General features: G+C 56.6%; 27 protein-coding genes. 16 read left to right on the top strand and 11 right to left on the bottom strand.

Features of this window, described 5'->3' with window-relative positions; genetic code table 11:
* The first annotated feature begins 62 nt into the window (after positions 1 to 62).
* Positions 63 to 881, top strand: a complete 819-nt coding sequence (locus tag J1C54_RS08855) for a hypothetical protein (protein ID WP_229146569.1) — start codon at positions 63 to 65, stop codon at positions 879 to 881.
* A 29-nt stretch (positions 882 to 910) separates the two neighbouring features.
* Here J1C54_RS08855 and J1C54_RS08850 read toward each other — a convergent pair whose 3' ends face one another.
* Positions 911 to 1,918, bottom strand: a complete 1,008-nt coding sequence (locus J1C54_RS08850) for an AraC family transcriptional regulator (protein WP_229146567.1) — start codon at positions 1,916 to 1,918, stop codon at positions 911 to 913.
* A 128-nt stretch (positions 1,919 to 2,046) separates the two neighbouring features.
* Between J1C54_RS08850 and J1C54_RS08845 the strand changes: the two genes are divergently transcribed.
* On the top strand, positions 2,047 to 3,006 hold the full coding sequence (locus J1C54_RS08845; protein ID WP_229146564.1) for a sterol desaturase family protein: 960 nt from the start codon (positions 2,047 to 2,049) through the stop codon (positions 3,004 to 3,006).
* Here J1C54_RS08845 and J1C54_RS08840 read toward each other — a convergent pair.
* Entirely contained in the window at positions 2,975 to 3,877 is a 903-nt protein-coding gene (locus tag J1C54_RS08840; protein ID WP_229146561.1) for an alpha/beta fold hydrolase, read from the bottom strand. The genes J1C54_RS08845 and J1C54_RS08840 overlap by 32 nt on opposite strands.
* Positions 3,878 to 3,942: 65 nt before the next feature.
* Between J1C54_RS08840 and J1C54_RS08835 the strand changes: the two genes are divergently transcribed.
* The 5 genes from J1C54_RS08835 (at position 3,943) to J1C54_RS08815 (ending at position 8,080) form a co-directional block, all read left to right on the top strand.
* A complete protein-coding gene (locus J1C54_RS08835; RefSeq protein WP_229146557.1) occupies positions 3,943 to 4,833 on the top strand; it encodes a pilin in 891 nt (296 codons plus the stop codon).
* Between the two features lie 141 nt (positions 4,834 to 4,974).
* Positions 4,975 to 6,336: a cytochrome P450 gene (locus J1C54_RS08830; RefSeq protein WP_229146824.1), complete on the top strand. Its 1,362-nt coding sequence runs from the start codon at positions 4,975 to 4,977 to the stop codon at positions 6,334 to 6,336.
* A gap of 79 nt (positions 6,337 to 6,415) precedes the next feature.
* On the top strand, positions 6,416 to 7,057 hold the full coding sequence (locus J1C54_RS08825; RefSeq protein ID WP_229146554.1) for an MBL fold metallo-hydrolase: 642 nt from the start codon (positions 6,416 to 6,418) through the stop codon (positions 7,055 to 7,057).
* A gap of 4 nt (positions 7,058 to 7,061) precedes the next feature.
* Positions 7,062 to 7,349, top strand: a complete 288-nt coding sequence (locus J1C54_RS08820; protein ID WP_229146552.1) for a BPTI/Kunitz domain-containing protein — start codon at positions 7,062 to 7,064, stop codon at positions 7,347 to 7,349.
* 86 nt (positions 7,350 to 7,435) lie between these two features.
* Positions 7,436 to 8,080 (top strand): DUF2057 family protein, encoded by a 645-nt coding sequence (locus J1C54_RS08815; RefSeq protein WP_229146549.1) that lies wholly within the window; start codon positions 7,436 to 7,438, stop codon positions 8,078 to 8,080.
* A gap of 40 nt (positions 8,081 to 8,120) precedes the next feature.
* Here the strand turns inward: J1C54_RS08815 and J1C54_RS08810 are convergent, their stop codons facing one another.
* Both J1C54_RS08810 and J1C54_RS08805 read right to left on the bottom strand, forming a co-directional pair.
* Positions 8,121 to 8,462: a zinc ribbon domain-containing protein YjdM gene (locus J1C54_RS08810; protein WP_229146547.1), complete on the bottom strand. Its 342-nt coding sequence runs from the start codon at positions 8,460 to 8,462 to the stop codon at positions 8,121 to 8,123.
* A gap of 87 nt (positions 8,463 to 8,549) precedes the next feature.
* On the bottom strand, positions 8,550 to 9,512 hold the full coding sequence (locus tag J1C54_RS08805; RefSeq protein WP_229146544.1) for a D-2-hydroxyacid dehydrogenase: 963 nt from the start codon (positions 9,510 to 9,512) through the stop codon (positions 8,550 to 8,552).
* 106 nt (positions 9,513 to 9,618) lie between these two features.
* Between J1C54_RS08805 and J1C54_RS08800 the strand changes: the two genes are divergently transcribed.
* From J1C54_RS08800 to acnA, 3 genes are all read left to right on the top strand, one after another.
* Complete coding sequence (locus J1C54_RS08800) at positions 9,619 to 10,326, top strand: HAD family hydrolase (RefSeq protein WP_229146540.1); 708 nt, start codon at positions 9,619 to 9,621, stop codon at positions 10,324 to 10,326.
* The gene (locus J1C54_RS08795) at positions 10,319 to 10,651 is read left to right on the top strand and encodes a YqcC family protein (RefSeq protein WP_229146539.1); all 333 of its coding nucleotides are present in this window, start codon (positions 10,319 to 10,321) and stop codon (positions 10,649 to 10,651) included. The genes J1C54_RS08800 and J1C54_RS08795 overlap by 8 nt, the downstream gene beginning before the upstream one ends.
* Positions 10,652 to 10,712: 61 nt before the next feature.
* Complete coding sequence (gene acnA, locus J1C54_RS08790) at positions 10,713 to 13,442, top strand: aconitate hydratase AcnA (RefSeq protein ID WP_229146538.1); 2,730 nt, start codon at positions 10,713 to 10,715, stop codon at positions 13,440 to 13,442.
* Positions 13,443 to 13,448: 6 nt separating this feature from the next.
* Here acnA and J1C54_RS08785 read toward each other — a convergent pair whose 3' ends face one another.
* Positions 13,449 to 14,123 carry a TetR/AcrR family transcriptional regulator gene (locus J1C54_RS08785; protein WP_229146534.1) on the bottom strand — a complete coding sequence of 225 codons (675 nt, stop codon included), beginning with the start codon at positions 14,121 to 14,123 and terminating at the stop codon, positions 13,449 to 13,451.
* A gap of 131 nt (positions 14,124 to 14,254) precedes the next feature.
* On the opposite strand from J1C54_RS08785, the gene J1C54_RS08780 reads away from it, so the two are divergent.
* The 5 genes from J1C54_RS08780 to ggt all read left to right on the top strand — a co-directional run bounded on the left by J1C54_RS08780 (position 14,255) and on the right by ggt (position 20,294).
* Positions 14,255 to 15,697 (top strand): coniferyl aldehyde dehydrogenase, encoded by a 1,443-nt coding sequence (locus tag J1C54_RS08780; protein WP_229146532.1) that lies wholly within the window; start codon positions 14,255 to 14,257, stop codon positions 15,695 to 15,697.
* A 7-nt stretch (positions 15,698 to 15,704) separates the two neighbouring features.
* On the top strand, positions 15,705 to 16,244 hold the full coding sequence (locus tag J1C54_RS08775; RefSeq protein WP_229146529.1) for a Tat pathway signal protein: 540 nt from the start codon (positions 15,705 to 15,707) through the stop codon (positions 16,242 to 16,244).
* Positions 16,241 to 17,857: a GMC family oxidoreductase gene (locus tag J1C54_RS08770; protein ID WP_229146526.1), complete on the top strand. Its 1,617-nt coding sequence runs from the start codon at positions 16,241 to 16,243 to the stop codon at positions 17,855 to 17,857. The genes J1C54_RS08775 and J1C54_RS08770 overlap by 4 nt, the downstream gene beginning before the upstream one ends.
* A gap of 79 nt (positions 17,858 to 17,936) precedes the next feature.
* Positions 17,937 to 18,428, top strand: a complete 492-nt coding sequence (gene coaD / locus J1C54_RS08765; RefSeq protein ID WP_229146523.1) for a pantetheine-phosphate adenylyltransferase — start codon at positions 17,937 to 17,939, stop codon at positions 18,426 to 18,428.
* Between the two features lie 177 nt (positions 18,429 to 18,605).
* Complete coding sequence (gene ggt / locus J1C54_RS08760) at positions 18,606 to 20,294, top strand: gamma-glutamyltransferase (RefSeq protein ID WP_229146520.1); 1,689 nt, start codon at positions 18,606 to 18,608, stop codon at positions 20,292 to 20,294.
* A gap of 54 nt (positions 20,295 to 20,348) precedes the next feature.
* Here the strand turns inward: ggt and J1C54_RS08755 are convergent, their stop codons facing one another.
* The 4 genes from J1C54_RS08755 to mutM form a co-directional block, all read right to left on the bottom strand.
* Positions 20,349 to 22,904, bottom strand: coding sequence for an Ig-like domain-containing protein (locus J1C54_RS08755; protein ID WP_229146519.1), 2,556 nt, complete (start codon positions 22,902 to 22,904; stop codon positions 20,349 to 20,351).
* A gap of 58 nt (positions 22,905 to 22,962) precedes the next feature.
* The gene (locus J1C54_RS08750; protein ID WP_229146516.1) at positions 22,963 to 23,499 is read right to left on the bottom strand and encodes an outer membrane beta-barrel protein; all 537 of its coding nucleotides are present in this window, start codon (positions 23,497 to 23,499) and stop codon (positions 22,963 to 22,965) included.
* Positions 23,500 to 23,563: 64 nt separating this feature from the next.
* Positions 23,564 to 23,917 (bottom strand): hypothetical protein, encoded by a 354-nt coding sequence (locus J1C54_RS08745; protein WP_229146512.1) that lies wholly within the window; start codon positions 23,915 to 23,917, stop codon positions 23,564 to 23,566.
* Between the two features lie 118 nt (positions 23,918 to 24,035).
* A complete protein-coding gene (mutM, locus tag J1C54_RS08740; RefSeq protein WP_229146510.1) occupies positions 24,036 to 24,845 on the bottom strand; it encodes a bifunctional DNA-formamidopyrimidine glycosylase/DNA-(apurinic or apyrimidinic site) lyase in 810 nt (269 codons plus the stop codon).
* Between the two features lie 140 nt (positions 24,846 to 24,985).
* Between mutM and J1C54_RS08735 the strand changes: the two genes are divergently transcribed.
* A complete protein-coding gene (locus tag J1C54_RS08735; RefSeq protein ID WP_229146506.1) occupies positions 24,986 to 26,170 on the top strand; it encodes a fatty acid desaturase in 1,185 nt (394 codons plus the stop codon).
* A gap of 93 nt (positions 26,171 to 26,263) precedes the next feature.
* Here J1C54_RS08735 and rpmG read toward each other — a convergent pair whose 3' ends face one another.
* Both rpmG and rpmB read right to left on the bottom strand, forming a co-directional pair.
* The gene (rpmG, locus tag J1C54_RS08730) at positions 26,264 to 26,434 is read right to left on the bottom strand and encodes a 50S ribosomal protein L33 (protein WP_229146501.1); all 171 of its coding nucleotides are present in this window, start codon (positions 26,432 to 26,434) and stop codon (positions 26,264 to 26,266) included.
* Between the two features lie 12 nt (positions 26,435 to 26,446).
* Positions 26,447 to 26,683, bottom strand: coding sequence for a 50S ribosomal protein L28 (rpmB, locus tag J1C54_RS08725; protein ID WP_229146498.1), 237 nt, complete (start codon positions 26,681 to 26,683; stop codon positions 26,447 to 26,449).
* Between the last annotated feature and the right edge of the window lie 209 nt (positions 26,684 to 26,892).

The following is a 26,892-nucleotide window of genomic DNA, read 5'->3' as shown; positions in this document are numbered from 1 at the left end:
GGAAGATCATAAATTTCCGCCGTCACTTTTTGCGGGCAAGACCAAGTAGGCTAGGAAAAATTTTGAAAAAACCACTTATAACTATTTTCACCATTTTTTTAGCAACAAATCTGGCTTCTTGTGGCGGGGGAAGCGAGAGCAACGATTCGATTCAGAATGGTGGCGCTTCTATTATTTTGCAGCCTGTTGGGCTTCTGCTAGGTTTTGGTTTTTTACCTAACCCGCTTAGCAAGCACTATGATGAATATTACTCTGGTTATTGGCGGTCTATCTATTCGTGCGGAGGGGGCGGTAAAGCAATTCTCGGCATTTCAGGAAACGCTGTCGAGCTAAACACTGGGACTTCAGGATCAGTTTTTGGAGAAATAGATCCAGATGGAAATTTATTTTTCAACGCAAGGGAGCCAGGCTGGAGCTGTGAAACATGCGGGGAGGTACGACCTCTAGAGACAACTGGCGAGATCGTTTTTGAGGAGAATAGAGCTACTTTATATTTTGAGGCGGCGTGTGCCAATTACTTCCGTACAGATCATACAATTGTTAGTGTAAAAATTGACTTAACATCGGGGACTTCACAACCTCACCCTAGGAGTGAAATGGGCCGAATAAAGAACGAAGCTCATAACCTGATAGATGCAAGCGTGCAATCTTGTCAGAGCTACGCTGATTGCAGGACATTTAATATAGATATAAATGAAGATTTTTGTAATTTTCAGGCCAAAGCTTATTCAATTCAGGCAGTCGATGAAGAGGTGTTAGATACCCTTAAAAGTGAATACGCGTATCAAAAGTGGCTGATAACCAACCCAGGTACTAGTACGACTTTATGTGGTCTTTATTATAGAGACTCTTGCGTTTCGAATGTTTGTATCATGGAGTAATTTGACAAGCCAGATCAATTGGACGCAGCTTACGCATGAATGCCCCCCGCATCCCGCCGATACCTCCCCGGCGACACACCCACCCATCGCCTGAAGGCGCGGTTAAACGCACTCTGCTCGGAAAAGCCGAGCAGCAAGGCAATATCACTTAACCCCAGCCCGCGATCCTGCAAATACTGACGGGCCAATTGCTCGCGGTTTCGATCCAGCCACTGCTGCCAGCTAAGGCCATGCTTTGCCAGCCGGCGTTGTAATGTGCGCGGCGCCAGATGCATAACAGATGCGGCACGCTCCAGCGTCGCCTCACCATCCGCTAACAGGCGCAGCAACACCTGCTGCAACGCACGATCAAAATCATCGGAGCCGGGCAAGGCTCGCAACAGCGCTTCAGCCTGACGATCAAGCAGGGCTTTAAGCCCTGGGTCCGCATGGGGCATACGGATCTGCAAATAGCCCAGCGGGAAACGCACGCGGATATGGCTGTCGTTATCCTGTACCGGACATTGGAAGAACTGCTCGTAGGCAGCGCGACGAGAATCAGATAGCGGATGGGCAAAGCTGACCAGGGTTGGCGGCGGCGGATCCGGCACCTGATTGCGCATAAAGGTTATCAGGGCGGCGATGGCCACCCCGTCGCCGTCCTGTCCAAGCTCGGCGGTCTGCTTTGCCCAGCGCATTTCGATCTGATCACCCAAGCCCGTCAGCTCCGCCAGACCTACCCCGTAAAACAGCTTTTCATAACGCTGGTAAGCGAGCATGGCTTCGCCAAGGGTGTCAGCGGCCAGCACCAAATAGCCCAGCACACCAACATGGCGTGGCTGCACCATGGCGCCGATGGCCAGCTCCGGCGCTGGCTCATCGCTGGCTAGCGCCATGCCAGCGGATAGCAGGTCACTCCACACCGGCAACGGCACGATATCGTCCGCCGCCCAGCGGCTCAGCCGGGCACGCAGTTCGATGGCCGGCAAACCTCGCTGGTCGAGCCAGTCACTCAACAGCCCGGTCCAGGCACCGGTTACCCGCATCATTGCCGCCATATCTATCCCCATCCACCAGGTGGCGTCTATTGTCAAAATATAGGCGTTTTTCGTCAATAAAGACACAGGCGTGCTGGTCAGAATAGGTGTTATCGCGCCCTGCCCGGCGCTTATTGTCGGAGACACCGATGAACTTGATCGAAATGATGACGGAGATGCTGACCCAGAGCGGGCTGCTTGAGCTGTGGAACCGGGTTGCCCCGTGGCTGGCACTGGACCTGCGCCAACTGATTTTTGTTATCGCCACGCCGTTCTTTGTCGGCGTTGCGGTATGGGAATATCGTCGCATCCGCCACGACCCCAGCCGCATGAATGTGGCCGAGGCCATTCGCAATTTCATGCTCGGCGCCGGTTATCAGGTAACCGAATTACTGTTCGCCGGCATCATCGCCTTCCCGGTGTTTGCCTTTGCCTTCCACCACCGTTTGTTCGATATCGAGCTAACCTGGCTGACCGCACTGGCAACCTTTATCGGCGTGGAGTTCTGCTTTTACTGGATGCATCGCGCCGGCCACCGGGTGCGCTGGTTCTGGGCCGGCCATGTGGTGCATCACTCCTCCGAGCGGATGAACTTTTCCACCGCCATGCGTCAGAACGCCACCAATATTTTTAACGGTAACTGGCTGTTCTATGTGCCGCTGGCACTGATCGGCCTGAACCCGGTGTGGATCGGCGTCGCCTATGCCCTGTCGCTGGTTTATCAGTTCTTTGTCCACACTACGCTGGTGGATAAGCTACACCCGGCCGTTGAGTTCGTTTTCAACACGCCAAGCCATCATCGAGTTCATCACGGTAAGAATCCGGATTGCATCGATACCAACTACGGCGGCGTGCTGATTATCTGGGATCGTATGTTCGGCACTTTTGTCCGCGAGGAAGACAAGGGCAAGATTGAGTACGGCATTACCCGGCCGCCACGCTCAAACAACCTGATTCACCTGTGGACCCACGAGTATCAGGATATGTTTCGGGATATGGCCCAGTCAGGTCCGCTGCTGTCACGCCTGAAGCATCTGTGGATGCCGCCGGAGTGGCAGCGCAGCGAACCGGCAACGGTCACCTCGCGCGACGCGCCGTCTCCTCAATAAGGGAAGCGATTTGTGGCAGGGCCTGGTCGGGCAGGTCATGGCCCATGCCACGAATCAGTTCAAAGCGCGCACCGGGAATCGCCTTTGCCGACTCGCGACCACTGGCGGGACGGATCAACGGGTCCTCACTACCGTGAATAACAGTGGCTGGCACGCGAATTTTCTTCAGCTGATTACGGAATGCGCCGGTAGAAAGCACCGCCATAAACTGCTGACGCACACCACGGGGGTGCAGTCCGCGCTCCCAGCTCTGGCGGAACATCTGTTCCGCCAGCGCGTCACTGGTCTGCAATGAGCCACCAAGGGTGCGCATCATCTGCTTGCCAAAGGCGACGAATTGATCGGCGTTTTCAATTCTGACGTTTGGGCCAACCAGAGTCTTTAATGCCGCTGGTTTCGGTGGCGCGATGGGCCAGCGGGTATTGGGGCTGGACATAATAGAGGTCAGGCTTCTCACCCGCTCCGGTCGTGTGGCGCTCATCAGCTGACTGATCATGCCTCCCATGGAGGCACCGACCATATGGGCGCGCTCGATCTCCAACGCATCCAGCAAGCCGACGGTGTCAGCCACCATGTCATACAGGTTGTAAGCAGCACGTACCGGCATGCCAACGAAGTAACGCGCCACGGCTGCGGCCGGGCCATGACTGGCCGGGGCACGCAACTTGGAGGACAGACCGACATCGCGGTTATCGAAACGAATTACCCGATAGCCACTATCCGCCAGCTGATCTAATAGAGGCTCTGGCCAGAACACCATCTGCGCCGACAGCCCCATAACGAAGACAATCGGTTCGCCGGTCTCCGGCCCTCGGGCATCATAAAACAACTCAATGCCATTGCTGCTGACAGTGCCGGAAGTCAGTGTCATGAAACTTTCCCATGGTGTAAGGTCGGGCCGATTGAAAACCGCGCGACTGAATGGACGCAACCGCTATGGCAACAATTGGCCTGAAAAGATTTCGCCTCGCCAGTCTGCTGACTCTGGCAATCATCATCATTATTGGCATCCTGCTGGCAGCCTTTTACTGGTTCGCCGGGCGTGACTGGATCAGTCAATGGCACAGCGATCGCCAGCTGGCCCATGCCCTGCAGCGGAGCGAAGCCGTTCAGCAGCCGCTGCGAGAATTCATCCAACGCACCGGCTTCTGGCCCAACAGCGCGCTGGATGCGCGCCTGGATGAGAGCCTGCTGCAAGCCGATGACATCATTGAAGAGATCCGCATTGGCAACTCTTCTCTACTCACCGTCACATTTGCCGCCCAATCCGCTCAGCTGGGTGGCCACACAATGATATTTATCCCGGAGAAGCTGGATCAGGGGGACATACGCTGGCGCTGTGAGGGCGGCACCCTGCCCCGGGAGCTGCGCCCGGCGAGCTGCCGCAGTAGCAACCCGATAGTTGCCAAGACCCTGACCACAGGTCCGTTGCCCACTCTTCCCACACCGGTACGGGAAGCGCTCAAACAGCATCAGGACCCGCTCCTGCAACGCGCCGGAAAAGTGCGCCAGATACTGGCAGACCGGGTTCGGGCTGACCGCGGCATGCGCAAAAAAATCAGCCGGTTTTTTCAGCAAAACGGGGTGCCGGCTACCAGCAATGAGCAGATTGGCTTGCCCGAGGCGCACCGCTCCAGCGACCCCAACTTCCGTCGTTTCGGACTGGAGAGCGATGGCGCCATCCTGTACGAATTCAGCAATGCCATCGCCGGCATGGAGGGCTATCGGTTCCGTCTGGTGCCCACCGGGCTGCCGGGCGTATGGCGCTGCGAAACCAGCCTGCCGGAGGACCATATCCCGGAGCTCTGCGCCCAGCAGGTTCTGTAATCCTTATGGCCCATATTCACTGCCAGACCGCGACTGACAGTCTGCTTTGACAGTTACTGACAGGTCATGGCCTTGCTTGATGGGGCGGAGTAGATTCGGTGTATACCAATAGATTCACTCGAGGATCACGCCGTGAACACCATGCAATCAGCCCAGCAGAAGGCCGCTCACCTGCCCCGTTTCCCGCAGCGCAAGCTCGACCACATTCCGGGTAAGTACGGCCTGCCGCTGTTCGGCCAGACCTTCGAGTTCCTGCGCGACTTTCAAGGCCTGGTGAACCGGGGCGCCGCCGAATACGGGCCGGTGTTCAAGGGCAGCATCTTCTTCCAGCGCGGCCTGACCGTGCTTGGCCCGGAAGCCAACGAATTTGTCCTGCGCGATCAGGCCCATGTGTTTTCCAGCCGAGCCGCTTGGAACCCTATGTTGGAAAAGCTGTTTACCAACGGCCTGATGATGCGCGACTTTACCGACCACAAGCTTCATCGCCGCCTGCTGCAGCAGGCCTTCAAGAAGCCGGCCCTGACCAGCTACATGACCAGCATGAACCCGCATATCGCCAGTGGCATCCAGAACTGGCCGCAGGGCAAAGAGTTCAGCTTCTTTGAAGCGATCAAATCGCTGTTACTGGACGTCGGCGCGGGTACATTCCTGGGCTTGAAAATGGGCCCGGAAGCACAGCAGGTCAACGAAGCCTTCGTGGCGGAGGTGGATGCCTCTCTGGCCGTACTGCGCGTCGAAATCCCAGGCACCATCTGGTATCGGGGAATGAAAGGCCGACGCTTTCTTGAAAAGTTTATGACCGACCTGATTCCGCAAAAACGAACTGGCAATGGCACTGACTTTTTCTCTGAGCTATGCCGGGCAGTGGACGAGGAAGGTGAGCTAACACTGAGCGATGAAGACATCATGAACCACATGATCTTCCTGCTATTTGCTGCTCACGACACCACCACCAGCACGCTCAGCTCGATCATCCACGCACTGGCAAGAAACCCGGAATGGCAAGAGCGCTTGCGCGCGGAGTTCAATGCACTGGGTAAGGAACATCTTGATTACGAAGACCTCGACAAAATGGACAGCGCCACCTGGGTATTCAAGGAAGCCCTGCGCATGTATCCACCGCTGCCGACCATTCCACGCCGCGCCATCGAAGACACCGAGTTTAAGGGCTACAAAATCCCCAAAAATACTCTGGTCAGCATTGTCCCGCTGCATACTCACTATATGGAGGAGTACTGGAGCAACCCTTACACCTTTGATCCGCTGCGCTTCTCTCCTGAGCGCGCCGAAGAAAAGAAACATTTCTACCAATGGGTGCCTTTCGGTGGCGGCCATCACAAGTGCATTGGACTGAACTTCGCCGAACTGCAGTCAAAGATCTTCCTGTTCCACTTCCTGCGCACTTACAAGGTATCAGTGCGGCCGGGCTATGAAGCTCCTTATCAACTGGTGCCCCTGGCAATGCCAAAAGACGGCCTGCCAGTAACCATAGAACGCCTGTAACAACAGTTGCATACAGCAAAGGCCCCGCAAGGGGCCTTTTTGCTATACTGCCGGCTCGTTTGATGACGCGGACCTGTGAATGAAATACGCAATCCTGCCGGTGACTGCTTTCGAGCAGAACTGCTCGATACTGCAATGCGAACAAACCGGCAATCTGGCGGTGGTCGATCCCGGTGGCGACATTGAGCGCATTGTTGATGCCCTGCAGCAGATTGGTGGCACCGTAGAGAAAATCCTGGTCACTCATGCGCATATTGATCATGCCGGTGCCGTGGCAGACTTGGCCGAACGCCTCAGCTTGCCCATCGAAGGCCCGCAAAAGGAAGACAGCTTCTGGATTGACATGCTGCCACAGCAGTCACAAATGTTTGGTTTTCCACCGGCAAAAACCTTCGTTCCGACCCGCTGGCTGGAACATGGCGATACCGTCACCGTTGGCAATACCAAACTGGATGTGCTGCATTGTCCGGGCCACACTCCCGGTCATGTGGTGTTTGTTGAGCCGCAGTCACGCCTCGCTGTGGTTGGCGACGTACTGTTTGCCGGCTCCATCGGGCGCAGCGATTTTCCCCGCGGCAACCATGCCGAGCTGGTCAGCTCTATTCGGGAAAAACTGTTTCCGCTGGGTGATGACGTTGCCTTTATCCCCGGCCATGGTCCAATGTCGACCTTTGGCGAGGAGCGACGCAGCAATCCATTTGTCAGCGATCATCGAGGGTGACCCCATGCGCTATGCGTTTTTTGCAGCAGCACTACTGGCACTGGCCGGCTGCCAGACCAGCGAGGAAAGATTGCCTGAACAATGCCAGCTAAAGCCCGAATCAGGACGCTGTCGAGCAGCCATTGAGCGTTACTGGTTTGACCCGCAAAGCGGCACCTGCAAGGCCTTTATCTGGGGAGGCTGTGACGGCACAGTGCCATTTGAAACAATGCAGGACTGTCAACAGACCTGTGATGCAGCGGCGGAGGAGTCTGAAACGCAAATACGCCGTCTGCGCCCTGGCTCCTACTAAATCAAGCCAACAGCCACTGACACATAAATGTCATCATAGCGGGCCAAGCTGTCGCTCCTGATTTGCCCGGCCAAACGAGGTATGCCATGCACCTGACTGCAATGCGTCTAACAGCAATCACACTGTTCGCCCTGCTCAGCGCCTGCGCCCAAAGCCCGGTGATCAAGCTTTACGAGGGCAGCGAGCTGCCGCCTCAACAGCTGCTACTTATCGACGTGCCAGTGGAACTGGAAATCGTCACCATCAATGATCGTCGACTGGAAGGCATCAACAAACTATTCGGTTTTGGCGATCGCACCCTGCAATTACAGCCCGGTGACTACCGCATCACTGCCTATTACAAAAACCTGTTCGAGCTGTCGGACAACGAGCATGACGTGGTCAAGTCAGATCCGGTGCTGTTTCGTGTCACCGGTCAGGCAGGCGAGCGCCACCGTCTGGCTTTCGATGTGCCGGCGGATGTTGAGGCGGCAAAGCAGATGGCAAAGCAGTTCAGCGGTTACAGCGTTGATCTGTCCACTGGCCAGCGCCGCCCCACAGAAGCCAGCGGCATGATGCTCAGTCAGGGGTTTCTAAGCGTGCCAACGGCACAGCCTGCACCGCTGTATAACTCGGTGGCACCCGCCGCAGAAGGGCTGAGCCATAGCGATTTACTCAAGGCAAGCTGGCGTAATGCGACAGCAGAAGAACGCCGCGAGTTTCTGCGCTGGATTGCGGAACAGGGAGAGTAAGGAGCCAGATTACCAGCCCCTGCGCCGATGGCCCCTGCCATCAAACCTTCTTGACGAATTCGGACTTCAGCTTCATGGCTCCGATGCCATCGACCTTGCAATCGATGTCGTGATCACCGTCAACCAGGCGGATGTTCTTTACCTTGGTGCCGACCTTTACAACCAGGGACGAACCTTTCAGTTTCAGATCCTTGATCACGGTGACGGTATCGCCGTCAGCCAGTACCGTGCCATTGGCATCCTTAATCACCGGAGCATCATCCTGGGACTCTAGCTCTGTGTCCTTCGACCACTCGTGGGCGCATTCCGGACAGACCAACATGACGCCATCTTCATAGGCGTATTCGCTGCCACATTTCGGGCAATTGGGTAACTCACTCATGGCATCTCCGGGGACAGAGGGTGCGCCGATCACGACGCAAGCAGGGCGGCATCATGCCAGATCGCGACGGCAAACAAAAAAGCACACTCAGGCCAGCACTGGATTAACCGGCTTGCCTGCCTTCCAGCCCTCAATATTTGCCACCACGCCATCGAGCAAGCGCTGGCGACATTCACGACTCACCCAGGCGTTGTGAGGAGTAATAATCAGATTCGGGATCGCCGCATCGAGCAACAGATGATCCGCAGGCGGGGGCTCCACGCTGAGCACGTCCAGCGCAGCCCCCGCCAGCTGCCCATCGAGCAACGCCTGCTTCAGTGCCGCCTCGTCAACCAGGCCGCCACGGGCCGTGTTAATCAGCACTGCACCTGGCTTCATGGCCGCCAGAAAATCCTTGTTTACCAGCTGAGCGGTGGCCTTATCCAGTGGGCAATGCAGCGAGATCACATCACTTTCCCTAAGCAGCGTCGCCAGTGGCACCCGATCAGGCTGGGACGCCACACCGGGGCGCAGACTGTCGCTAACCAGCACCCGCATGCCAAAAGCCTGTGCCAGCCTGGCCACCTCCCGGCCAAGCACCCCGTAGCCGATCACTCCAAATGTCTTGCCTGCCAGCTCCATCACCGGCCGGTGCATCAGGCAAAACATGGGTGAGCGCGACCATTCTCCAGCCTGCACATCAGCCGCATATTGGTGCCAGCGGGTGGCCAACGCCAATAGCAGTGCGAAAACATGCTGCGCCAGACTGGCCGCCGCATAGTCACGCACATTGCACACCACGATGCCTCGCTCTGTGGCCGCCTGCAGGTCCACGTTGTTAGTGCCAGTGGCAGACACACAGATCAGCTTCAGGTCAGCACAGGCATGCATCGCCGCCCGGTCAATTACCACCTTGTTGGTAACCACAACCTGACAACCCGCTATCCGCGCCGCCGTATCCTCCGGGCTGGTGCCGGCAAACAACTGCCAATCCGGCAAACTGGCTTGCAGGTCGTCCAATGACAGGTCCTGCGGATGCAAGGTGTCGAGATCCAGTACCACTCCGCGCATAGCTCCCCTCCGGTTTGTAGACGGCGTCTCATTAGAAGGACTGATAATAGCAGCAGCCGCCAACCGGTAATGACCCGGCCATACAAGGCGGGCTAACATCGTACCTATGGCCGCACTAAAGCTGATCACATTTGATCTGGATAACACCCTCTGGCCGGTGGATGAAGTGATCCGCCGGGCGGAGCGCCGTTGCGCAGAATGGATTGCCGAGAAACACCCTGATGCTGCCGCCTATATGGGGCGCGATACCATGGTGCGCATCCGCAATCAGCTATTACGCGACAAACCTGGCTACATCCACAACCTGACAGCCCTGCGCCGTGATGCACTGGCGCTTGGCTTTCGTGAGGCGGGCTACTGCACCAACGAAGCCGCACTACTGGCCGGTCAGGGTTTCCGCGTATTCCATGATGCCCGTAACGAAGTGGTGTTTTTCCCGGGAGCCCTTGAGACTCTGGAACTATTGGCTGGCAGCTATCAACTGGGCGCGCTGACCAATGGCAACGCGGACCTGAAAAAAATTGGCATTCATGAGCTGTTCGATTTTCATCATTCAGCGGAGTCCATTGGCCGGCGCAAACCGGAACCGGAGATATTTCAGGCAGCGCTGCAGTCCGCCGGGGTAAAGCCCGAGCAGGCAGTGCATGTTGGCGACCATCCAGAAGAAGACATTCATGGCGCCCGCCAGCAAGGCTTTCATGCGGTCTGGGCCAATCTGCTCGACCAGTCCTGGCCACAACACTTGGACAGCCACCCCCATCGCATCCACAATCTGCACGAACTGAGCGATCTTTTGGCAATGCTTGATGACTGACCCTCGCGCACCCACTGTCTCTGTACTACTGGATGATATCGAAATAGAGCTACGTAATTTGGGGGTCTGGTCAGGCCAGCCTCCGTCGCCGGAGGCGTTCGCCAGTAATGTGCCATTTTTTGCCGACCGGATGAATTTTGACGAATGGCTGCAGTGGGTATTGCTACCTCGCTTTCGCGCCTTGATTGAAGGAGCGCTACCGCTGCCAGAACGCTGCCAGATCGCGCCCATGGCGGAAGAGTCGCTAAAGCATATCGAACAGGACACCCAGGCTATTATTGATCTGTTACATCAACTTGACGGCGTATTTTCCAGCGCTCTTTGAGTACCCCGGCTGCAGGGCGTAGTATCAAGGGCTCCCCCTACGGATCAGACGGGAGCTCGCCATGACCACGTTCGGCAATAATACCCTCGGCACCGCCACCAGCTTCGAACTTGATGGTCGCCAGTACCGCTACTTTTCTCTGCCCGCACTGGCCAATCAAGGCTGGGGCAATCTTGATCAACTCCCCTTCTCACTCAAGGTGCTGCTGGAGAACCTGCTGCGCTTTGAGGATGGCGTCAGTGTCAGCAAAGACGATATTCGCGCACTGGTTAAATGGACGGAAACGCGCACCTCGGATCGGGAAATTGCCTTTCGCCCGGCACGGGTGCTGATGCAGGATTTTACCGGCGTGCCCGGCGTGGTAGATCTGGCTGCCATGCGTGACGCTATTGCTGCCGCGGGAGGTGATCCGCAACGCATCAATCCACTCACCCCAGTGGACCTTGTTATCGATCACTCGGTGATGGTGGACAACTTCGCCTCCGATCACGCCTTTACCGACAATGTTCGTCGTGAATACGAACGCAATGGCGAACGGTACGAATTTCTGCGTTGGGGCCAGAAGGCGTTCAATAATTTTCGCGTGGTGCCACCGGGCACCGGCATCTGTCATCAGGTCAATCTGGAATATCTGGCAAAGGCCGTCTGGTCAGAAGAAAAATCCGGCGAGCTGTGGGCCTATCCGGACACTCTGGTGGGCACAGACTCGCACACCACCATGATCAACGCGCTTGGCGTACTTGGCTGGGGTGTGGGAGGCATTGAAGCGGAAGCGGCCATGCTTGGCCAACCCGTATCCATGTTGATTCCGGAAGTAATCGGTTTTCGTCTGGTGGGTAAACTGACAGACGGAATTACCGCCACCGATCTGGTGCTGACGATTACGGAAATGCTGCGCAAGCGTGGCGTAGTCGGGAAGTTTGTCGAATTCTGCGGCGACGGACTTAATCAACTGCCGCTGGCTGACCGCGCCACCATTGCCAATATGGCACCGGAATATGGCGCCACTTGTGGCTTCTTCCCGATTGATGAGCGGACCCTTGAATATCTGACCCTATCCGGTCGCGATGGCCATAGCGTTGCGCTGGTGGAGCAGTACAGCAAAGCTCAAGGTTTGTGGCGCGAACCCGGCATGAAAGAGCCCACATTTACTGACTTGCTAACACTCGATTTGAGCACCGTACAAGCCAGCCTGGCAGGCCCGAAGCGACCCCAGGATCGGGTCGACCTTAACAAAGTGGCCGCCACCTTTACTCACCTGCAAAGCAAACAAATTCCGGTGCGCGACGAGGCAGCGATGCAAAGCGAGGGCGGCATCCAGCCCGAGATTGCTAGCACACCTGGCGTCGTTGCTGTTGAGATTGAAGGCCAGCAGCATGACCTGAGCCACGGTGATGTGGTCATTGCGGCAATCACATCCTGCACCAACACCTCCAACCCATCAGTAATGATGGCTGCCGGGCTGCTGGCGAAAAAAGCCAGAGAGCACGGCCTGAGCAGAAAGCCCTGGGTAAAAACATCTTTGGCGCCTGGCTCCAAGGTAGTGACCGACTATCTAGCCAAAGCCGGACTGCAGGATGACCTTGATGCTCTGGGGTTCCAGTTGGTGGGCTATGGCTGCACTACTTGTATCGGTAATTCCGGCCCCTTGCCGGAGGTGATCGAAACAGCAGTTCATCAAGGTGACCTGATGGTTGCGTCAGTGCTATCAGGCAATCGTAATTTTGAAGGACGGGTGCACCAGAGCGTCAAAACAAACTGGCTTGCCTCTCCACCTCTGGTAGTCGCTTATGCACTGGCTGGCTCAGTAAAGATTGATCTGAGCAAAGACCCGGTAGGCCGTGATAGTCAGGGCAAAGCGGTATACTTGCGCGACATCTGGCCAAGCAACGCGGAAATCCAGAGCGCGCTAAAAAATGTCAGCGGCGACATGTTTCGCCATCAATATGCCTCTGTATTCGACGGCGATGCTCACTGGCAAGCCATGCCGGCGCCCACCGCCGATACCTATGAATGGAAGGATGACTCCACCTATATTCAGCATCCGCCATATTTCCATGGGCTGACAAAAACACCAACGCCGCTAAGCGCCATTAGTAATGCGCGCATTCTGGCATTGTTCGGCGACTCGATTACCACGGACCATATTTCCCCGGCTGGCAACATTCAGGCGGACAGTCCGGCCGGTCACTATCTGCAAAGCCACGGCGTGCAAGCAAAGGATTTCAATTCCTATGGCTCCCGTCGCGGCAACCACCAAGTCATGATGCGCGGCACCTTTGCCAATATCCGCATCAGAAACGAAATGGTACCGGGCAGTGAGGGTGGTGTTACCAAACATATGCCGCAAGGCGAGGTACTTCCCATCTACGGTGCAGCAATGCGCTATCTGAACGATGGCGTGCCCACGGTGATATTTGCCGGCAAGGAATACGGTACCGGCTCATCACGGGACTGGGCAGCAAAGGGCACGAATCTGCTTGGCGTACGAGCGGTGGTTGCGGAAAGTTTTGAGCGCATCCACAGGTCCAACCTGATCGGCATGGGCATTCTGCCACTGCAGTTCCCGCAAGGCGTTGACCGGCATTCCCTGAAACTGGATGGCAGCGAGGAGATCGATATTCCAGATCTGCTGGATGATCTGGTGCCACACGGCATCACCCGTGTAAGAGTCCGCAAAAATGGCGAAGAACAAACCTTCGCCGCGCTGGTACGACTGGATACGGCTACGGAGGTGGAGTACTACCGCCACGGCGGCATTCTGCACTATGTGTTACGGCAGATGATGTAGTGATGGCTATAAAGGCGGCAACAGCAACTCCAGAGTATTGCCCTTGCTGTAGCGCGTCTTCATGGCGTTGAGGTGCTCCAGCGCCTCTCCTCGCAAGTAGGGTGCCTCAAGGCAGACAATCTGATAGATGCCCTGACGTAGCAACGTTCTGTCCAACTCTTCGTCACGTCGCTCCGCTGGCACCATACTGTGCACAAAACCGGCCCAGGACGCCGCCATAACCCAGGTGTTGACCAGCAGCGCCTGCATTTCCTCGTCGCCGACATCAATCAGCCCGGCGGCGCGCAACCCCTCATACACCTGCAGGCCCTGCTCCAGACTACGACGCACAAAGTCACTGTAGCTGGATCGCAAACGCTCATCCTGATTGAGCAGATGGGCCATATCACGATGCAGGAAGCGCGCCCCCCACATACTCTGCAGAATCGACTCGAAGTACCCCACCTTGTCCTGCCAGGTCAGTGGACGGCCCGGCGGCACCTGCAGAAATGCCTTCACCGTGTCCTGATAGCGCTCGAACAGGGCAAATACGATGTCGGCCTTATTGCGGAAATGGTAGTAGAGATTACCCGGCGAGATACCCAGCGCCTCCGCGATATGGTTGGTGGTGACGTTGCGTTCGCCGAGCCGATTAAATAGCTCAAGACTGGTGGCAAGGATGCGCTCTTTGGTGCTGGTCATATCGGGCCAGAAGTCCTGTTAAAAAGGTGCTGATGCAGCCAGTTGGGCAGCAGGGATTGACAGTTAGAGTAATTGCTCTAAAAATCACTAGTCAAGTTTCCACTTATTTATTGCAGCTTCAGGAGAGTCCCATGGTTGCCGATATTCAGGCCCTGCATAGCCAGAACGAAGAAATCCAGCGAATGGAGCAGATCTTCCAGGCGCAGAAAGAGGCCTTTGCCCGCCATCCCTATCCGGGCGCGGAAGAGCGCATTGACCACCTGAACAGGCTGCGCCCCCTGCTGCTCAAGTATCAGGATGAGATTTGTGACGCCCTGAATAACGACTTCGGTGGCCGCTCGGCTGACGAAACCCGGCTCGCGGAGATCCTCACCAGTCTTGAGGGCGTCGGCTATTACGCCAAGAACCTGCGCAAATGGATGAAGCCGCAAAAGCGCAAAGTTGGCGCCGCCCAGTGGCCCGGGTCGGCCATGGTGACCTACCAGCCGGTGGGCGTGGTCGGCATCATTTCGCCGTGGAACTATCCTTTCTACCTCGCCCTTGGCCCTATGATCGGCGCACTGGCGGCCGGCAACCGGGTGATGATCAAGATGAGTGAATCCACTCCGGCAAGCGGCGCGCTGCTGCGGAAAATTCTTGCCGAAGTCTACGAACAGGATCATGTGGCCGTTTTCAATGGCGAAGTGGATGTGGGCGCGGCATTTTCGAAATTGCCGTTTGATCATCTGCTGTTTACTGGAGCCACCTCTATCGGTCGCCATGTGATGCGTGCTGCGGCTGAGAACCTGACGCCCGTCACTCTTGAGCTGGGCGGCAAAAGCCCCTGCATCATCAGCGATGATTTCCCAATTCCGGACGCGGTGGAGCGCATTGCTTTTGGCAAGTGTTTCAACGCCGGTCAAACCTGCGTCTCTCCCGATTACGTCATGCTGCCAAAGGGCAAGACGGACGAGTTCGTTAAAGCCTTTAATGATCAGGTCAGCGGCATGTATCCGACCATGCTGAACAATCCGGATCTGACCTCGGTGGTTAATGAGCGACAGCACAAACGGCTGATTGGCTATATTGAAGATGCCCGCGAGAAGGGCGCTACTGTTATTCAGATCAATCCAGCCAACGAAGACTTCAGCCAGTCGCGCAAGATTCCATTTACCTTGCTGCTAAACGTCACCGCAGATATGAAAGTCGCTGACGATGAAATCTTCGGCCCGCTGATGATCGTCCATGAGTATGACTCTGTGCAGCAGGCAATCGATTTCGTTAACGCCGGCCCACGTCCTCTGGCCCTGTATTACTTTGACTGGAACAGCGAGCGCGCCCGCTATGTGTTGAACAACACCCACTCCGGTTGTGCCGCATTGAATGACACCATGACTCAGGTAGGTGTTGATGACATTCCATTTGGTGGTGTCGGACCGTCCGGCATGGGCCACTATCATGGCTATGAGGGCTTCCTGACCTTCTCCAACGCCAAGGGTGTTTTCCGCCGCGGTCGCATTAACCCAACCAAGAATGTGTTGCCGCCCTTCGGCCGCGGTATGCACAAGTTCATTTATAAATATCTGATGAAGTGAGGCACAGATGAACGACACTCTGGCCCTGAACCGGCGCGCATTTCTGCGCGCCGGCTTATTTGGTTCTGCCCTGCTGGCCGGCGGAGCCGGCGTTGCCTCGCTGAGCGGATGCAGTGCCGCCAAGGTACCGGCTGACGGCTTCCTGCACTTGCGCCAGGCAGATATCGAACTACTTACTCCAATGATCCCGGTACTGTTAGCTGGCGCCCTGCCAAATGCTGACGCAGATGTACCCAGAGTGCTGCAGCGCCTGGATACCTTGCTCGACAGCCCAGCCCAGGGTGGCCGCGACGCCATTTTTCAGCTCTATGATGTGTTGCAGCTGGGTGCCTTTCGCTGGTGGACCATGGATGCCTGGTCGCACCCCGGCACATTGAGTGCTGAGCAAATTGATCAGGGGCTGGCGAGCTGGAGCCGCAAGCAAAACAGTTTTGCCCGACTTGCGTTTAATGGCCTGTGCCAACCACTGACGCTGGCCTGGTACACCGACCCCGAGATTGCCAAAGGCACCGGTTATCCGGGCCCACCAAGAAAGGTGGTTGCATGAACGACTTATCCAAGCTCGAAGTAAGAGGCATCCGCGATCCGTGGAAAGAGGGCGTGGCAGCAGGCTGGTCCGTTATCGACGCATCGCAGTTGAATGAAGACCGAACCATTGAAGCGGATGTGGCGATTATCGGCTCCGGCGCCGGCGGCGGTGTTAGTGCAGAAATCCTGAGTCAGTCTGGCCTTCGTGTGGTGATCATTGAAGCCGCCAAACTTAAAAGCACTGATCAGTTCAATATGGACGAGGGCGAAGCCTACCGCGATCTTTATCAGGAGGGCGCTGCCAGAGCAGCCAAAGATGGCAGCATCGCCATTCTTCAGGGGCGTGCCGTGGGCGGCACCACGGTGGTTAACTGGACTTCCAGTTTCCGCACCCCGGAGCAAACTCTGTCCTACTGGCAAGATAATTTTGGTGTCACCGGCCTGTCTCGCGGCGAGCTCGATCCGTGGTTTGAGAAAATGGAAAAGCGCCTGCGGGTCAGCAAGTGGGCGATGCCGCCCAACAGCAACAACAACGCCTTGAAAAATGGCTGCGAGGCGCTCGGCTGGGGCTGGAGCGTGATCCCGCGCAATGTTGATGGCTGCTGGAACCTCGGTTACTGCGGCACCGGCTGCCCGACAAACGCAAAACAATCCATGCTGGTGACCACACTTCCATCTGCCATGGAAAATGGTGCCACGCTAGTGCACAGCGCCGAGGCACGCACGCTGGAGCATGACGGCACACGTGTTACTGCTGTGGTTTGCAATGCACTGGATGGACGGCGTCAGGCCACTGGCAAAACCGTACGGGTAGTTGCAAAGACGTTTGTAGCAGCGGGCGGTGGCATCAATACGCCTGCGCTACTGATGCGGGCCGGCGTGCCTGATCCCCACGAACGGCTCGGCAAGCGTACTTTTCTACATCCAACCACATTGGTACTGGGTGATTTTGAGGAGCGGGTCGACGGCTACTATGGTGCGCCGCAATCGCTGTACTCCGACCAGTTCACCTGGCGAGATGGCGTTGATGGCGCCATCGGCTACAAGATGGAAGTCATGCCGACCCACCCCGGCCTGATGTCCTCACTAATTGGCGGCTACGGCAGCCTGGCCCGCACTCAAGTGTCGCGCTTACCTCATTATGCTGCCGCCATTGCCATGATGCGTGATGGCTTCCACGATGAAAGTGAGGGTGGTGCGGTGGAGCTGAGCAAGTATGGCGATGCGGTGCTCGACTATGTACTCAATGATTATGTTCTCGAAGGGCTGCGCCATAGCCACCTGAAGATGGCGGAAATGCTGTTTGCTGCCGGGGCGCAGTCTGTTCGCGCCGGCCATGGCGACATGCCGTTCATGAGCAGCTGGAAGCAGGTCAAGGAGCTTATTCCGACGCTGAAATATGCTCCCGGAATGGCCGGCTGCGGCAGTGCTCATGTGATGGGTGGCTGCACCATGGGGGCCGATGAAAGCCGCTGTCTGACTGACAGCGATGGCCGCTACCACCACTTGGAAAACCTGTACGTGTTTGATGGCTCGGTGCTGCCCACCAGTCTGGGCGTTAACCCTCAGCTGACCATCTACGGCATGACCGCACGCAACGCCACCCGGCTGGCGACCCGGTTGCAGGCCTGACCATCCGGGGCGGCGCCCTTCCGGTCGTCGCCCCGAGTCGCTATCCTTGCCGCTTCGCTGCTAATACCGGATTCGCTGTATGACCAACCGTGTTGTCTATCCCGGCACCTTTGACCCGATCACCAACGGCCACAAAGACCTGATCGAACGGGCTGCAGCCATGTTTGACGAGGTTATCGTCGCCATTGCCGCCAGTGAGAAAAAAGGTCCTCTATTTACTCTGGAGGAGCGCGTCACCTTGGCGGAGGAGTCTCTATCCCACCTGAGCAACATCAAGGTGGTGGGCTTTTCCAAGCTACTGGCCCACTTCTGCGCCGATCAAAACGCCAACATTTTGCTGCGCGGCCTGCGCGCGGTCAGTGACTTCGAATACGAATTCCAGCTCGCCAATATGAATCGTCAGTTGGCGCCGGATCTGGAAACCGTATTTCTGACTCCGGCAGAGCACCTGTCCTACATTTCCTCCAGTCTGGTGCGCGAGATTGCCCTGCTGGATGGTGATATCAGCAAGTTTGTGCCACCCGCGGTGGCCGCTGCACTGGCCCGCAAGCGTGACGCCCGGCGCGGGTAATCACCCTTAGTTGGCGGCTCTGGAACATTTGCCAGGCCGCCCACTCGCCCCTCCGTCTGATAGACCTCGGCAGCAAACATCCCCATTATTGGCCTGCTTACGATAACGATGCCCGGCCATGACGCCGGGCCGTACCGCCGTGGTGCGGATCACGGCACTGCAAGGAGAACTAGCATCATGAAGTGGACCCTGCGCGGCCCGTTTGCCGCTATTTTGCTGTTTGTCATCGCCGCCACCGGTCATGCCCGCCTGCCTGCGGCGGCAATTTCCTCGGCACACCCTCTGGCGACCGAGGCCGGCTTCGCAGTTCTTGATCAGGGCGGCAACGCCTTCGATGCCGCTATTGCGGTCAGCGCAGCGCTGGCCGTGGTGGAGCCGTATAGCTCAGGAATGGGTGGCGGCGGTTTCTGGCTACTGCACGACGCTGCCAACGGCCGCAATGTGATGATCGATGGCCGGGAAAAAGCGCCTGGCGCAGCTAGCCGCGATATGTATCTGGATAATCGCGGTGCGGTAGTACGGGATTGGGCAATCAACGGCCCCAGCGCTGCCGGCATACCCGGCCAGCCAGCTGCACTGGCTCACCTTGCTGCAGGTTACGGCAAACTCCCCCTGTCGGTAACACTTGCACCGGCCATCCGGCTGGCGAAAGACGGCTTCCAGGTCGAAGAACACTACCGGCGCATGGCAAATTATCGACGCGATGTACTGAACCGTTCCCCGGAAGCGCGGCATATTTTTCTGAATAATGGTGAGGTGCCACCGGTTGGCCACCTGATTGTGCAACCGGAACTCGCCCGCCTCCTTGAGCTGCTTGCGGATCAAGGCCATGACGGCTTCTATCGCGGTGAGTTGGCGCAAAAGCTTGTGGACGGGGTGATCAATAATGGCGGCCTTTGGTCGATGGAAGATCTGGCCAACTATCAAGTGGTTGAACGAGAACCCGTTACCGGCACTTTTCGTGGCGCAAAAATCATCAGCGCTGCGCCGCCTTCCTCCGGCGGAGTAGTACTGATTCAAGCCCTGAATATTCTCGAGCGCTTCAATAACGGCCAGCCCGATCCAGCCTTGCTGCCACACCTTGCTGTTGAAAGTATGCGTCGTGCATACCGTGACAGAGCGCTACACCTTGGTGACCCGGACTTTGTCGACATGCCCATTAACCGGCTGCTCGACAAGGACTACGCAACCGCTCTGGCCGCCAGCATTAAACTCGATCAGGCTACCCCGTCGGCAAGCCTTGGCGAGCCGATCACCGTTGAGCAGGGCAATCACACCAGCCATTTTTCAATTATTGACCAGCAGGGTAACCGGGTCTCCGCCACACTGAGCATCAACCTCCCGTTTGGCTCAGGCTTCGTGGTACCGAAAACTGGCCTGCTGCTGAATAATGAGATGGATGATTTTTCTGCCAACCCCGGCAGCGCCAATGCCTACGGATTAATCGGCGGCGAAGCCAACTCCATTGCCGCCGGTAAGCGCCCTCTGTCTTCCATGACGCCGACCTTTATCGAGTGGGACGGCAAAGTTGCCATTCTCGGCACGCCAGGAGGCAGCCGTATTATCAGCATGGTGATGCTGGCAGCTCTTGAGGCGCTACAGGGAAAGCCGGCTGAGGACTGGGTATCCAGACCCCGTTTCCACCACCAGTATATGCCCGACATGGTTCAGGGAGAGCCAGACTTTGTTGGCACCGAGGCAGGTAAATCATTGTTGGTAAGGGGCCACCAGATGGAGTCCACCGGCCGACGCTACGGCAATATGCAGGCCATCTTGTGGGATAGCAAAACCGCTTCATTGCAGGCGGCAGCCGATCCCAGAGGAATAGGAGAGGCCTTGGTAAGGAAGCCTGAAAGGAAGGATTGAAGGACTAAAAAAAGGCCCGCATTTTGCGGGCCTTTTCATCACAGCTTATTTTAATCAGGGCTTGGTAACGGTAAATACCCTTGCCGTCTCAACCCTTGATGACACCCGCACCTGAATAGCCTCCACTGTGCCGGAGGGAATGGCCGCCGGGAATATCATGGTGAAGAAACAGACCAGCGGCTCAGTGCTGTTGAAAGCAGAACACTGAGCGCCAAACACGTCTGCCTGACCATTTACCGCCGTTGCCAGCACCGAAGTGGTTGACTCTCCATCGCTGATGGGAGCATTGCCGTTAGCATCAGCAACCACCACTTTGAAAGTAGCTGAGTTAGCGGTGATGTTCTGGATCTGGCCGTCCGCTGCAATGGAATCAAAGATAGTCGGGTCTGCTCCAGAGCTGTCACCAACGATCACCGTACGGCCCCAGTTCTGCGGTGCGCCACCATCCCGATCTTCCCAGATCCAATCAGTATCCACTGGAAACACATAGGCATATGAGGCATCTGTCGACAACGCCATGGTGGTCGAGGTGCGCACGTTAGCCAAAGACGCGCAGTGACCTGCCGCCTTGGCAGCTGCCGAACAGCTCAGGCCCCGGAACAGCGTACCCGCTGGGGTGTATTGTCCATCTTCGTCAAAATCCATGAAGTCGTTAGCCGCAGACTGTGGTGCGCTGGTACGAACGCCGGTTTCATTGTCGTCGCGGAAAGCCTCGGGGAGTGCCCGCCACTCTTCTGTCAAATCGAAGACGTTGTTGCGGTTAACCGCGTCATCAAAGCTCTCTTCACCGACTGTCCAGGCGGTAATAGTGGTGCGCCCAAAACGATCGTGTACACCACATGGCATGTCTGCCACCAGGCCATTCTTGATGCGGTCCAGCGCAGTACCAGAGAAAAACTCTGGAGCCCCACATGCACGTGCAGCACGAGTGGCATCGTATTTATTCACCGTAATACCCGGGCTAGTCCAGGTCACATTACAGACACCGTCAATAGTTTCGCAGCTTGGGGTAATACCACCCAGCTCGGTGGTGAAGTTAACCAACGTGCCATCAGCTACCAACTGCCCCATACGATCCTGCAGGGAAATTACCACAGGTACTTCCTGGGCCACGCGGTTGCCAACCCCGGGGTTAAGGAACTCCGTAGCGATAGAGAAACGTTCCTGCTCAGGCAAACCAACCTGAACGGAAACCGAGCCCGTACCAAGAATCTCTGGATTGGACCCCACTACGCGAGCACGAACGCTGCCAATAGTCGGCACAGTACCGCTAGTTACTGTAACGCGCGCTTCACCATTCGCATTTGTTGAACCAATCAGGCCAGAAGTAATATCAAAGCCACCAGCACCGGCGGTGACTTCAAACTCTACCGAAACGCCGCTGCCCACCGGCTCACCATTCTGGTTGCGAACCAGGAAGGTCATCACCGACTCCTCCGGCACGCCAGCCTGAGCAGCCCCCTTCAAACCAATCACGGTTGGGTCAGCCTCAAGGAAGGAAATCGAACTACTCGGAGACTGAGCGACAGTGATCTGCGGAGATACGGCAGCCTGCGCCTCGCCGCCCAAAGTGACGGTGGCCCGAATAACATCGGAGGTACAGTTAGTGGCTGGCTCATAGGTGGTGCTTACATTGCCGCCGACTGCTGTTCTTGGTGAATCAATCTGGGCGAAGCCACTGTCGACGCAGTCCGAAGAAAAATTAACCTGCGCGATGCCACCAGTCCACAGGGCATTGCCCGGATCAACCACAATTGAAGCCTGAACCGAAACGCTAGAGCCGACACCGGTGGAAGTTGCAGAAACAGCGAGCTCACCCTCGGTAAACCCTACTCCACTGCCATTACCGAACAGCAGGGTCTCCGTTACCGGTGGCTCTTCTGGAGTGCCGCCGCCATCACCTGCATCGATCTGGTAATAGCTGGTGAAAGTAGCACCTTCATAACTGGCCTCAATACCACCGGCACCAGACGCCTCTCCTGCCTGCAACGTCACTCGGGCAACGCCATTGGCGTCGGTAAGTGCGGTGCCACTACTTGGCACCAACAAGCCCAGGGTTACAGAGAAATTAACCACACGATTAGCAACCGGGACACCTGAATCAGTAACCGTCACAGAAAAAATGCCAGCACGGTCAGCACGGATCGGACGATCCGTGGAGCCAACAGGCACGCCACCTGCATCAAGCAGGGTCCCCGTCAGCTGAATAGCCGAGGGATCGGTGGGATCAGTCGGGTCACCCGGATCAACCGGTGGCACCGCTGTTCCGCAGGACAGCAGGTGGACGAATTTCGGATCACTGGACGCCGATTGCGTGGATGAACCAAAACGGCAAGTGGCACCGGTAGCCGTGCCTAGTCGTACCGTATGAAGGGCCGCATTGGAAACACGCTGGGTAAAGCGCTGCGTGGTGTTAGTGGTAAAGCCAAGAGTTTCATAATCCGTGCCACTCTGCGAAAGGATCACGCTAACCGACTGACCCGCTTCGAGACCGACCACTTCAACGCCCGGCGAGCCGAGCACCAGACCGTCGCCGGAAGAGGAACCTCCACAGGCTGATAGCCCCAGAGATGCCAGAACAATCATTACCAGACTTTTATACTTATTCATCGCTTTTCCCCGACAATCGCTCTGCAGCACGGTCACCCTGGCTGCCAAATCTGTTCAATCAGAAACGCCAGAACACGCCCGCTGATGGGCCCGTCCGGTTGATATCACTTATTGGCTTCATGGTCAGTGCAAAATACTCAAGATTCAGTCCCAGGTTTTCACCCAAAGAAATATCCACGCCAACCGCTGCCGCCACATCAGCAACAGTCGCCTCACCGGAAAGTGGACCTGCCCCGGACAGCTCTTCTCGGGTCCACATATAACCCAGTCCAAGATAAGGTGTCAGCGAGCCGTACTCTTTACGCACCCGCAGCAGGCCACCAATGGAATACAGATTCTTCAGCTCCGCAGCACCATCTTTAACGGAGGCAGTGGTCATGCCAACGCGCAATTCGGAAGAGAAGTACTCATTGATTTCGCCACCGAAGCGAACAACTGTCTCGCCGGTATCAATAGTATCTCCCGGAACGAAACGACTATCCTGCTCGATAATCATATAGTTGACGCCAATATAGGCATTGCTTTCACCCGCGTGCGCCACAACTCCAAGGCTCGCTATCACGCCAGCAAACAGGCCGATAAAACCTCTTTTCATTTTTCTTCTCCGTCAGAAATTCTTGCGCTGCTGGCAGACTGCGGCACGTTGTGCCGGGCTGGCATCAGCGGTTCGCTTTATCCGTTGCTCTTTCGCTCTGCAGAAAATCGTGTTGCGCTGGAGTGCAACCCAGGCAGCGCAGAAAAGTAGATCTCGCAGGCGCTTTAACCAGCTTCTCCGCTGACTCATCAACGTTGTCGCCGAGGATCGATGCAGGCAGCGCCAGCGTGAATATCCCCAAACCGATCAGGGAAATAGTCGCCAGAGCCGGACGGGCCAAGAATGTATCTGCAATCATCGCAAACTCACCCGGACGATCGCTGTCCGGGTCAAATGCGTGCGCCACTGGCACCACGCCTGCGAACAAGATACTAAAGGCGAGGAACGAGGCCAGAAATGGGCGCTTTGCTCGCAGCATGATGGAACCCTCTAATTGCTTGTTATAGTTAATGTAACGCTGCCATTATGGCTTCTAAGTTCTTAATAAACCGGCAATTGCTTACAATCTACACCTTTGATTCCATCGCGGCAACCCATCAGCGCTGACATTGCGGGCAATAGCACGTGGTGCGCTGGCCGTGGCGAGCCCCCTTCAAAATCGTCCCACAAATGAGACAACTCTGGCCGGCTCGACCATAAACCGACAGGTCCTGAGCGAAATAGCCAGGCTGACCATCTACCCGGCTAAAATCCCTGAGGGTGGTGCCGCCCGCCTCGATTGCCCGCCCCAGTACGGTACGAATAGCCTCCGCCAGTCTGATATAACGCTCCCTGCTAATGCGGCCGGCCTGCCGCGAAGGGTGGATGCCGGCCAGGAAAAGACTCTCCTGAGCATAGATGTTGCCAACGCCGACTACTGTGCGGTTGTCCATAATAAAGGTCTTCACCGACTGCTTGCGGCCCGCAGCGCGTGCCGCCAGCCACTGACCATCGAATCCCGCTTGCAGCGGCTCAGGCCCCAGATGCCCCAGCAACGGATGACCATCGATCTGCTCGCTCCAAAGCACCGCACCAAAACGGCGCGGATCATTGAGACGCAGCAGCTGGCCGCTATCGAGCAGCACATCCACATGGTCATGCTTGCCTGCCGGCGTGCCCACCGGCAGCACGCGCAGACTGCCAGACATTCCCAAATGGATCAGCAACTGGCCCTGGGCCAGATCGATCAACACGAATTTGGCCCGCCGCCGCACTCCCACCACCGGCATATCGCGCAGCCCCATGACCTCAGCTGGTACCGGCCAACGCAGCTGCGGCTGACGTACCCGCACACTAAGAATCTTCACCCCCCTAAGGTAGGGGGCAATGCCACGGCATGTGGTTTCCACTTCAGGTAGTTCGGGCATACTTGATATCCGGGCAGCAGGGCCAATGCGGGCGACTCTGTAAAACTGGCACCATCGGCCTTGTATGTCAGGCGCAACTTCGCCAACAATCTGTGTTCTGATATGCATCATTCACGATTATAAACCCGCAGTGGAATCCCATGAGTCTTAATGGCCTGTTTTCTCCCTCCGCTTGGCAGGTGGTGTTAATCACCCTTGTCCTGACCCATATAACCATCGTCAGCGTCACCGTGTATCTGCACCGTCACTCTGCCCACCGGGCCCTCGACCTGCATCCGGCACTGGCCCATTTCTTTCGCTTCTGGCTCTGGCTTACCACCGCCACCAACACCAAGCAGTGGACTTCGATTCACCGTAAACATCACGCATTTTGTGAAACTGAAAATGACCCACATAGCCCGGTAATATATGACATCAGCAAGGTGCTGTGTGAAGGCGCCGAGCTATATCAGGCGGAAGCACGTAATCAGGAAACCCTGGACCGATTCGGCGCCGGCACACCGGACGACTGGATTGAGCGCAATCTGTATAGCCGCTTTCCCAATCTGGGCATTGCTCTGATGGGCGCTATTAACCTGATCTGTTTTGGCGCTATTGGCATTACCATCTGGGCTATCCAGATGATTTGGATCCCGCTGTTTGCTGCCGGGGTAATCAATGGAATTGGTCACTACTGGGGTTATCGCAACTTTGAATGCCGCGATGCGTCACGCAATATTGTCCCGTGGGGCATCCTCATTGGTGGCGAAGAGCTGCATAACAATCACCACACCTATCCTAACTCCGCTAAATTGTCGGTACGCCGTTTCGAGTTCGACATGGGCTGGGCCTGGATTCGCCTGTTCGAGACCCTGAGGCTTGCCAAGGTCAACAAGGTGCCGCCGCGGCCGGTATTCGCCGAGGACAAGGCAAGCATCGATATCGATACCCTTCGCGCCCTGATGCAAAACCGCTTTCAAGTCATGGCTCGCTACCGCCGTGAAGTGATTGCGCCGGTCTTTCGCGAGGAAAAAGCCCGTGCCTCTGAAGCCACCAGCGCATTTCTACGGCGTGCCGGCGCCCTGCTCCACCGCGAGGAGAGTCTGATTTCCGAGCGCGGCCGGGAGAACCTGAGCAAGCTGGTTTCGGAAAATGAGACACTGGCAGCTATTTACCAGCATCGCCTGCGCTTACAGGCCATATGGTCTCGCACCAGCGCCAACTCTCAGGAAATGGTCGAGGCCCTGTGTGAATGGTGCCGTGAGGCAGAAGCTTCCGGCATTCGCGCCTTGCAGGAGTTCTCCGCGCAGCTGAAGTCCTACACCTTACAACCAGCAACGGCTTAGTGCCGTTGCCATCGGGCGGCAGGATTATCGCAAACACGAAAAAGCCCGGCATTGCCGGGCTTTTTCGTGAGGCCGGATTGTTTCAGCAAGTGCTTACTTGATCTTGCCTTCCTTGTACGGAACATACTTGCGCAGCACCGGATCGAACTTGTTCATTTCAAGCTTTTCCGGGTGGTTACGCTTGTTCTTGGTGGTGGTGTAGAAGTGGCCAGTACCACCGCTAGAAACCAGCTTGATCTTTTCGCGAGCGCCGCTCTTTGCCATGACTTACTCTCCTCAGGCCTTGATGCCACGGGCGCGGATGTCGGCCAACACCGCATCAATACCCAGCTTGTCGATAATCCGCATGCCCTTTGACGAGACACGCAGACGCACAAAACGCTTCTCGGACTCAACCCAGAAACGGTGATGGTGCAAATTCGGCTCGAAACGACGCTTGGTCTTAATATTCGAGTGAGAAACATGGTTGCCCGTGATGGGGCGCTTCCCGGTAACTTGGCAAACTCTGGACATTGTCTTGCTCCGACATCAATCAACGGGGGAGACGCCCCCGGAAAAGGCGCGTTTTATACCAGAAGGGCATCAGGCACACAAGCAACAATGGCCAAATGCCCAATATGACCGGCGGCACCCGGCCTTTGCCGGGCCACTCAGGGCTTAACCAGGCAGGATCTAGAGCCAGCCACGCTCCGCCAGCGACACCCAGTTGCCATCACCAATAA

Origin of the sequence: Alcanivorax sp. 1008 (genome assembly GCF_020667895.1) — a bacterium.
Taxonomy (GTDB): domain Bacteria; phylum Pseudomonadota; class Gammaproteobacteria; order Pseudomonadales; family Alcanivoracaceae; genus PGZG01.
Note: the sequence above shows the minus strand (reverse complement) of the source record. Positions and strands in the feature narration are given on the sequence as shown.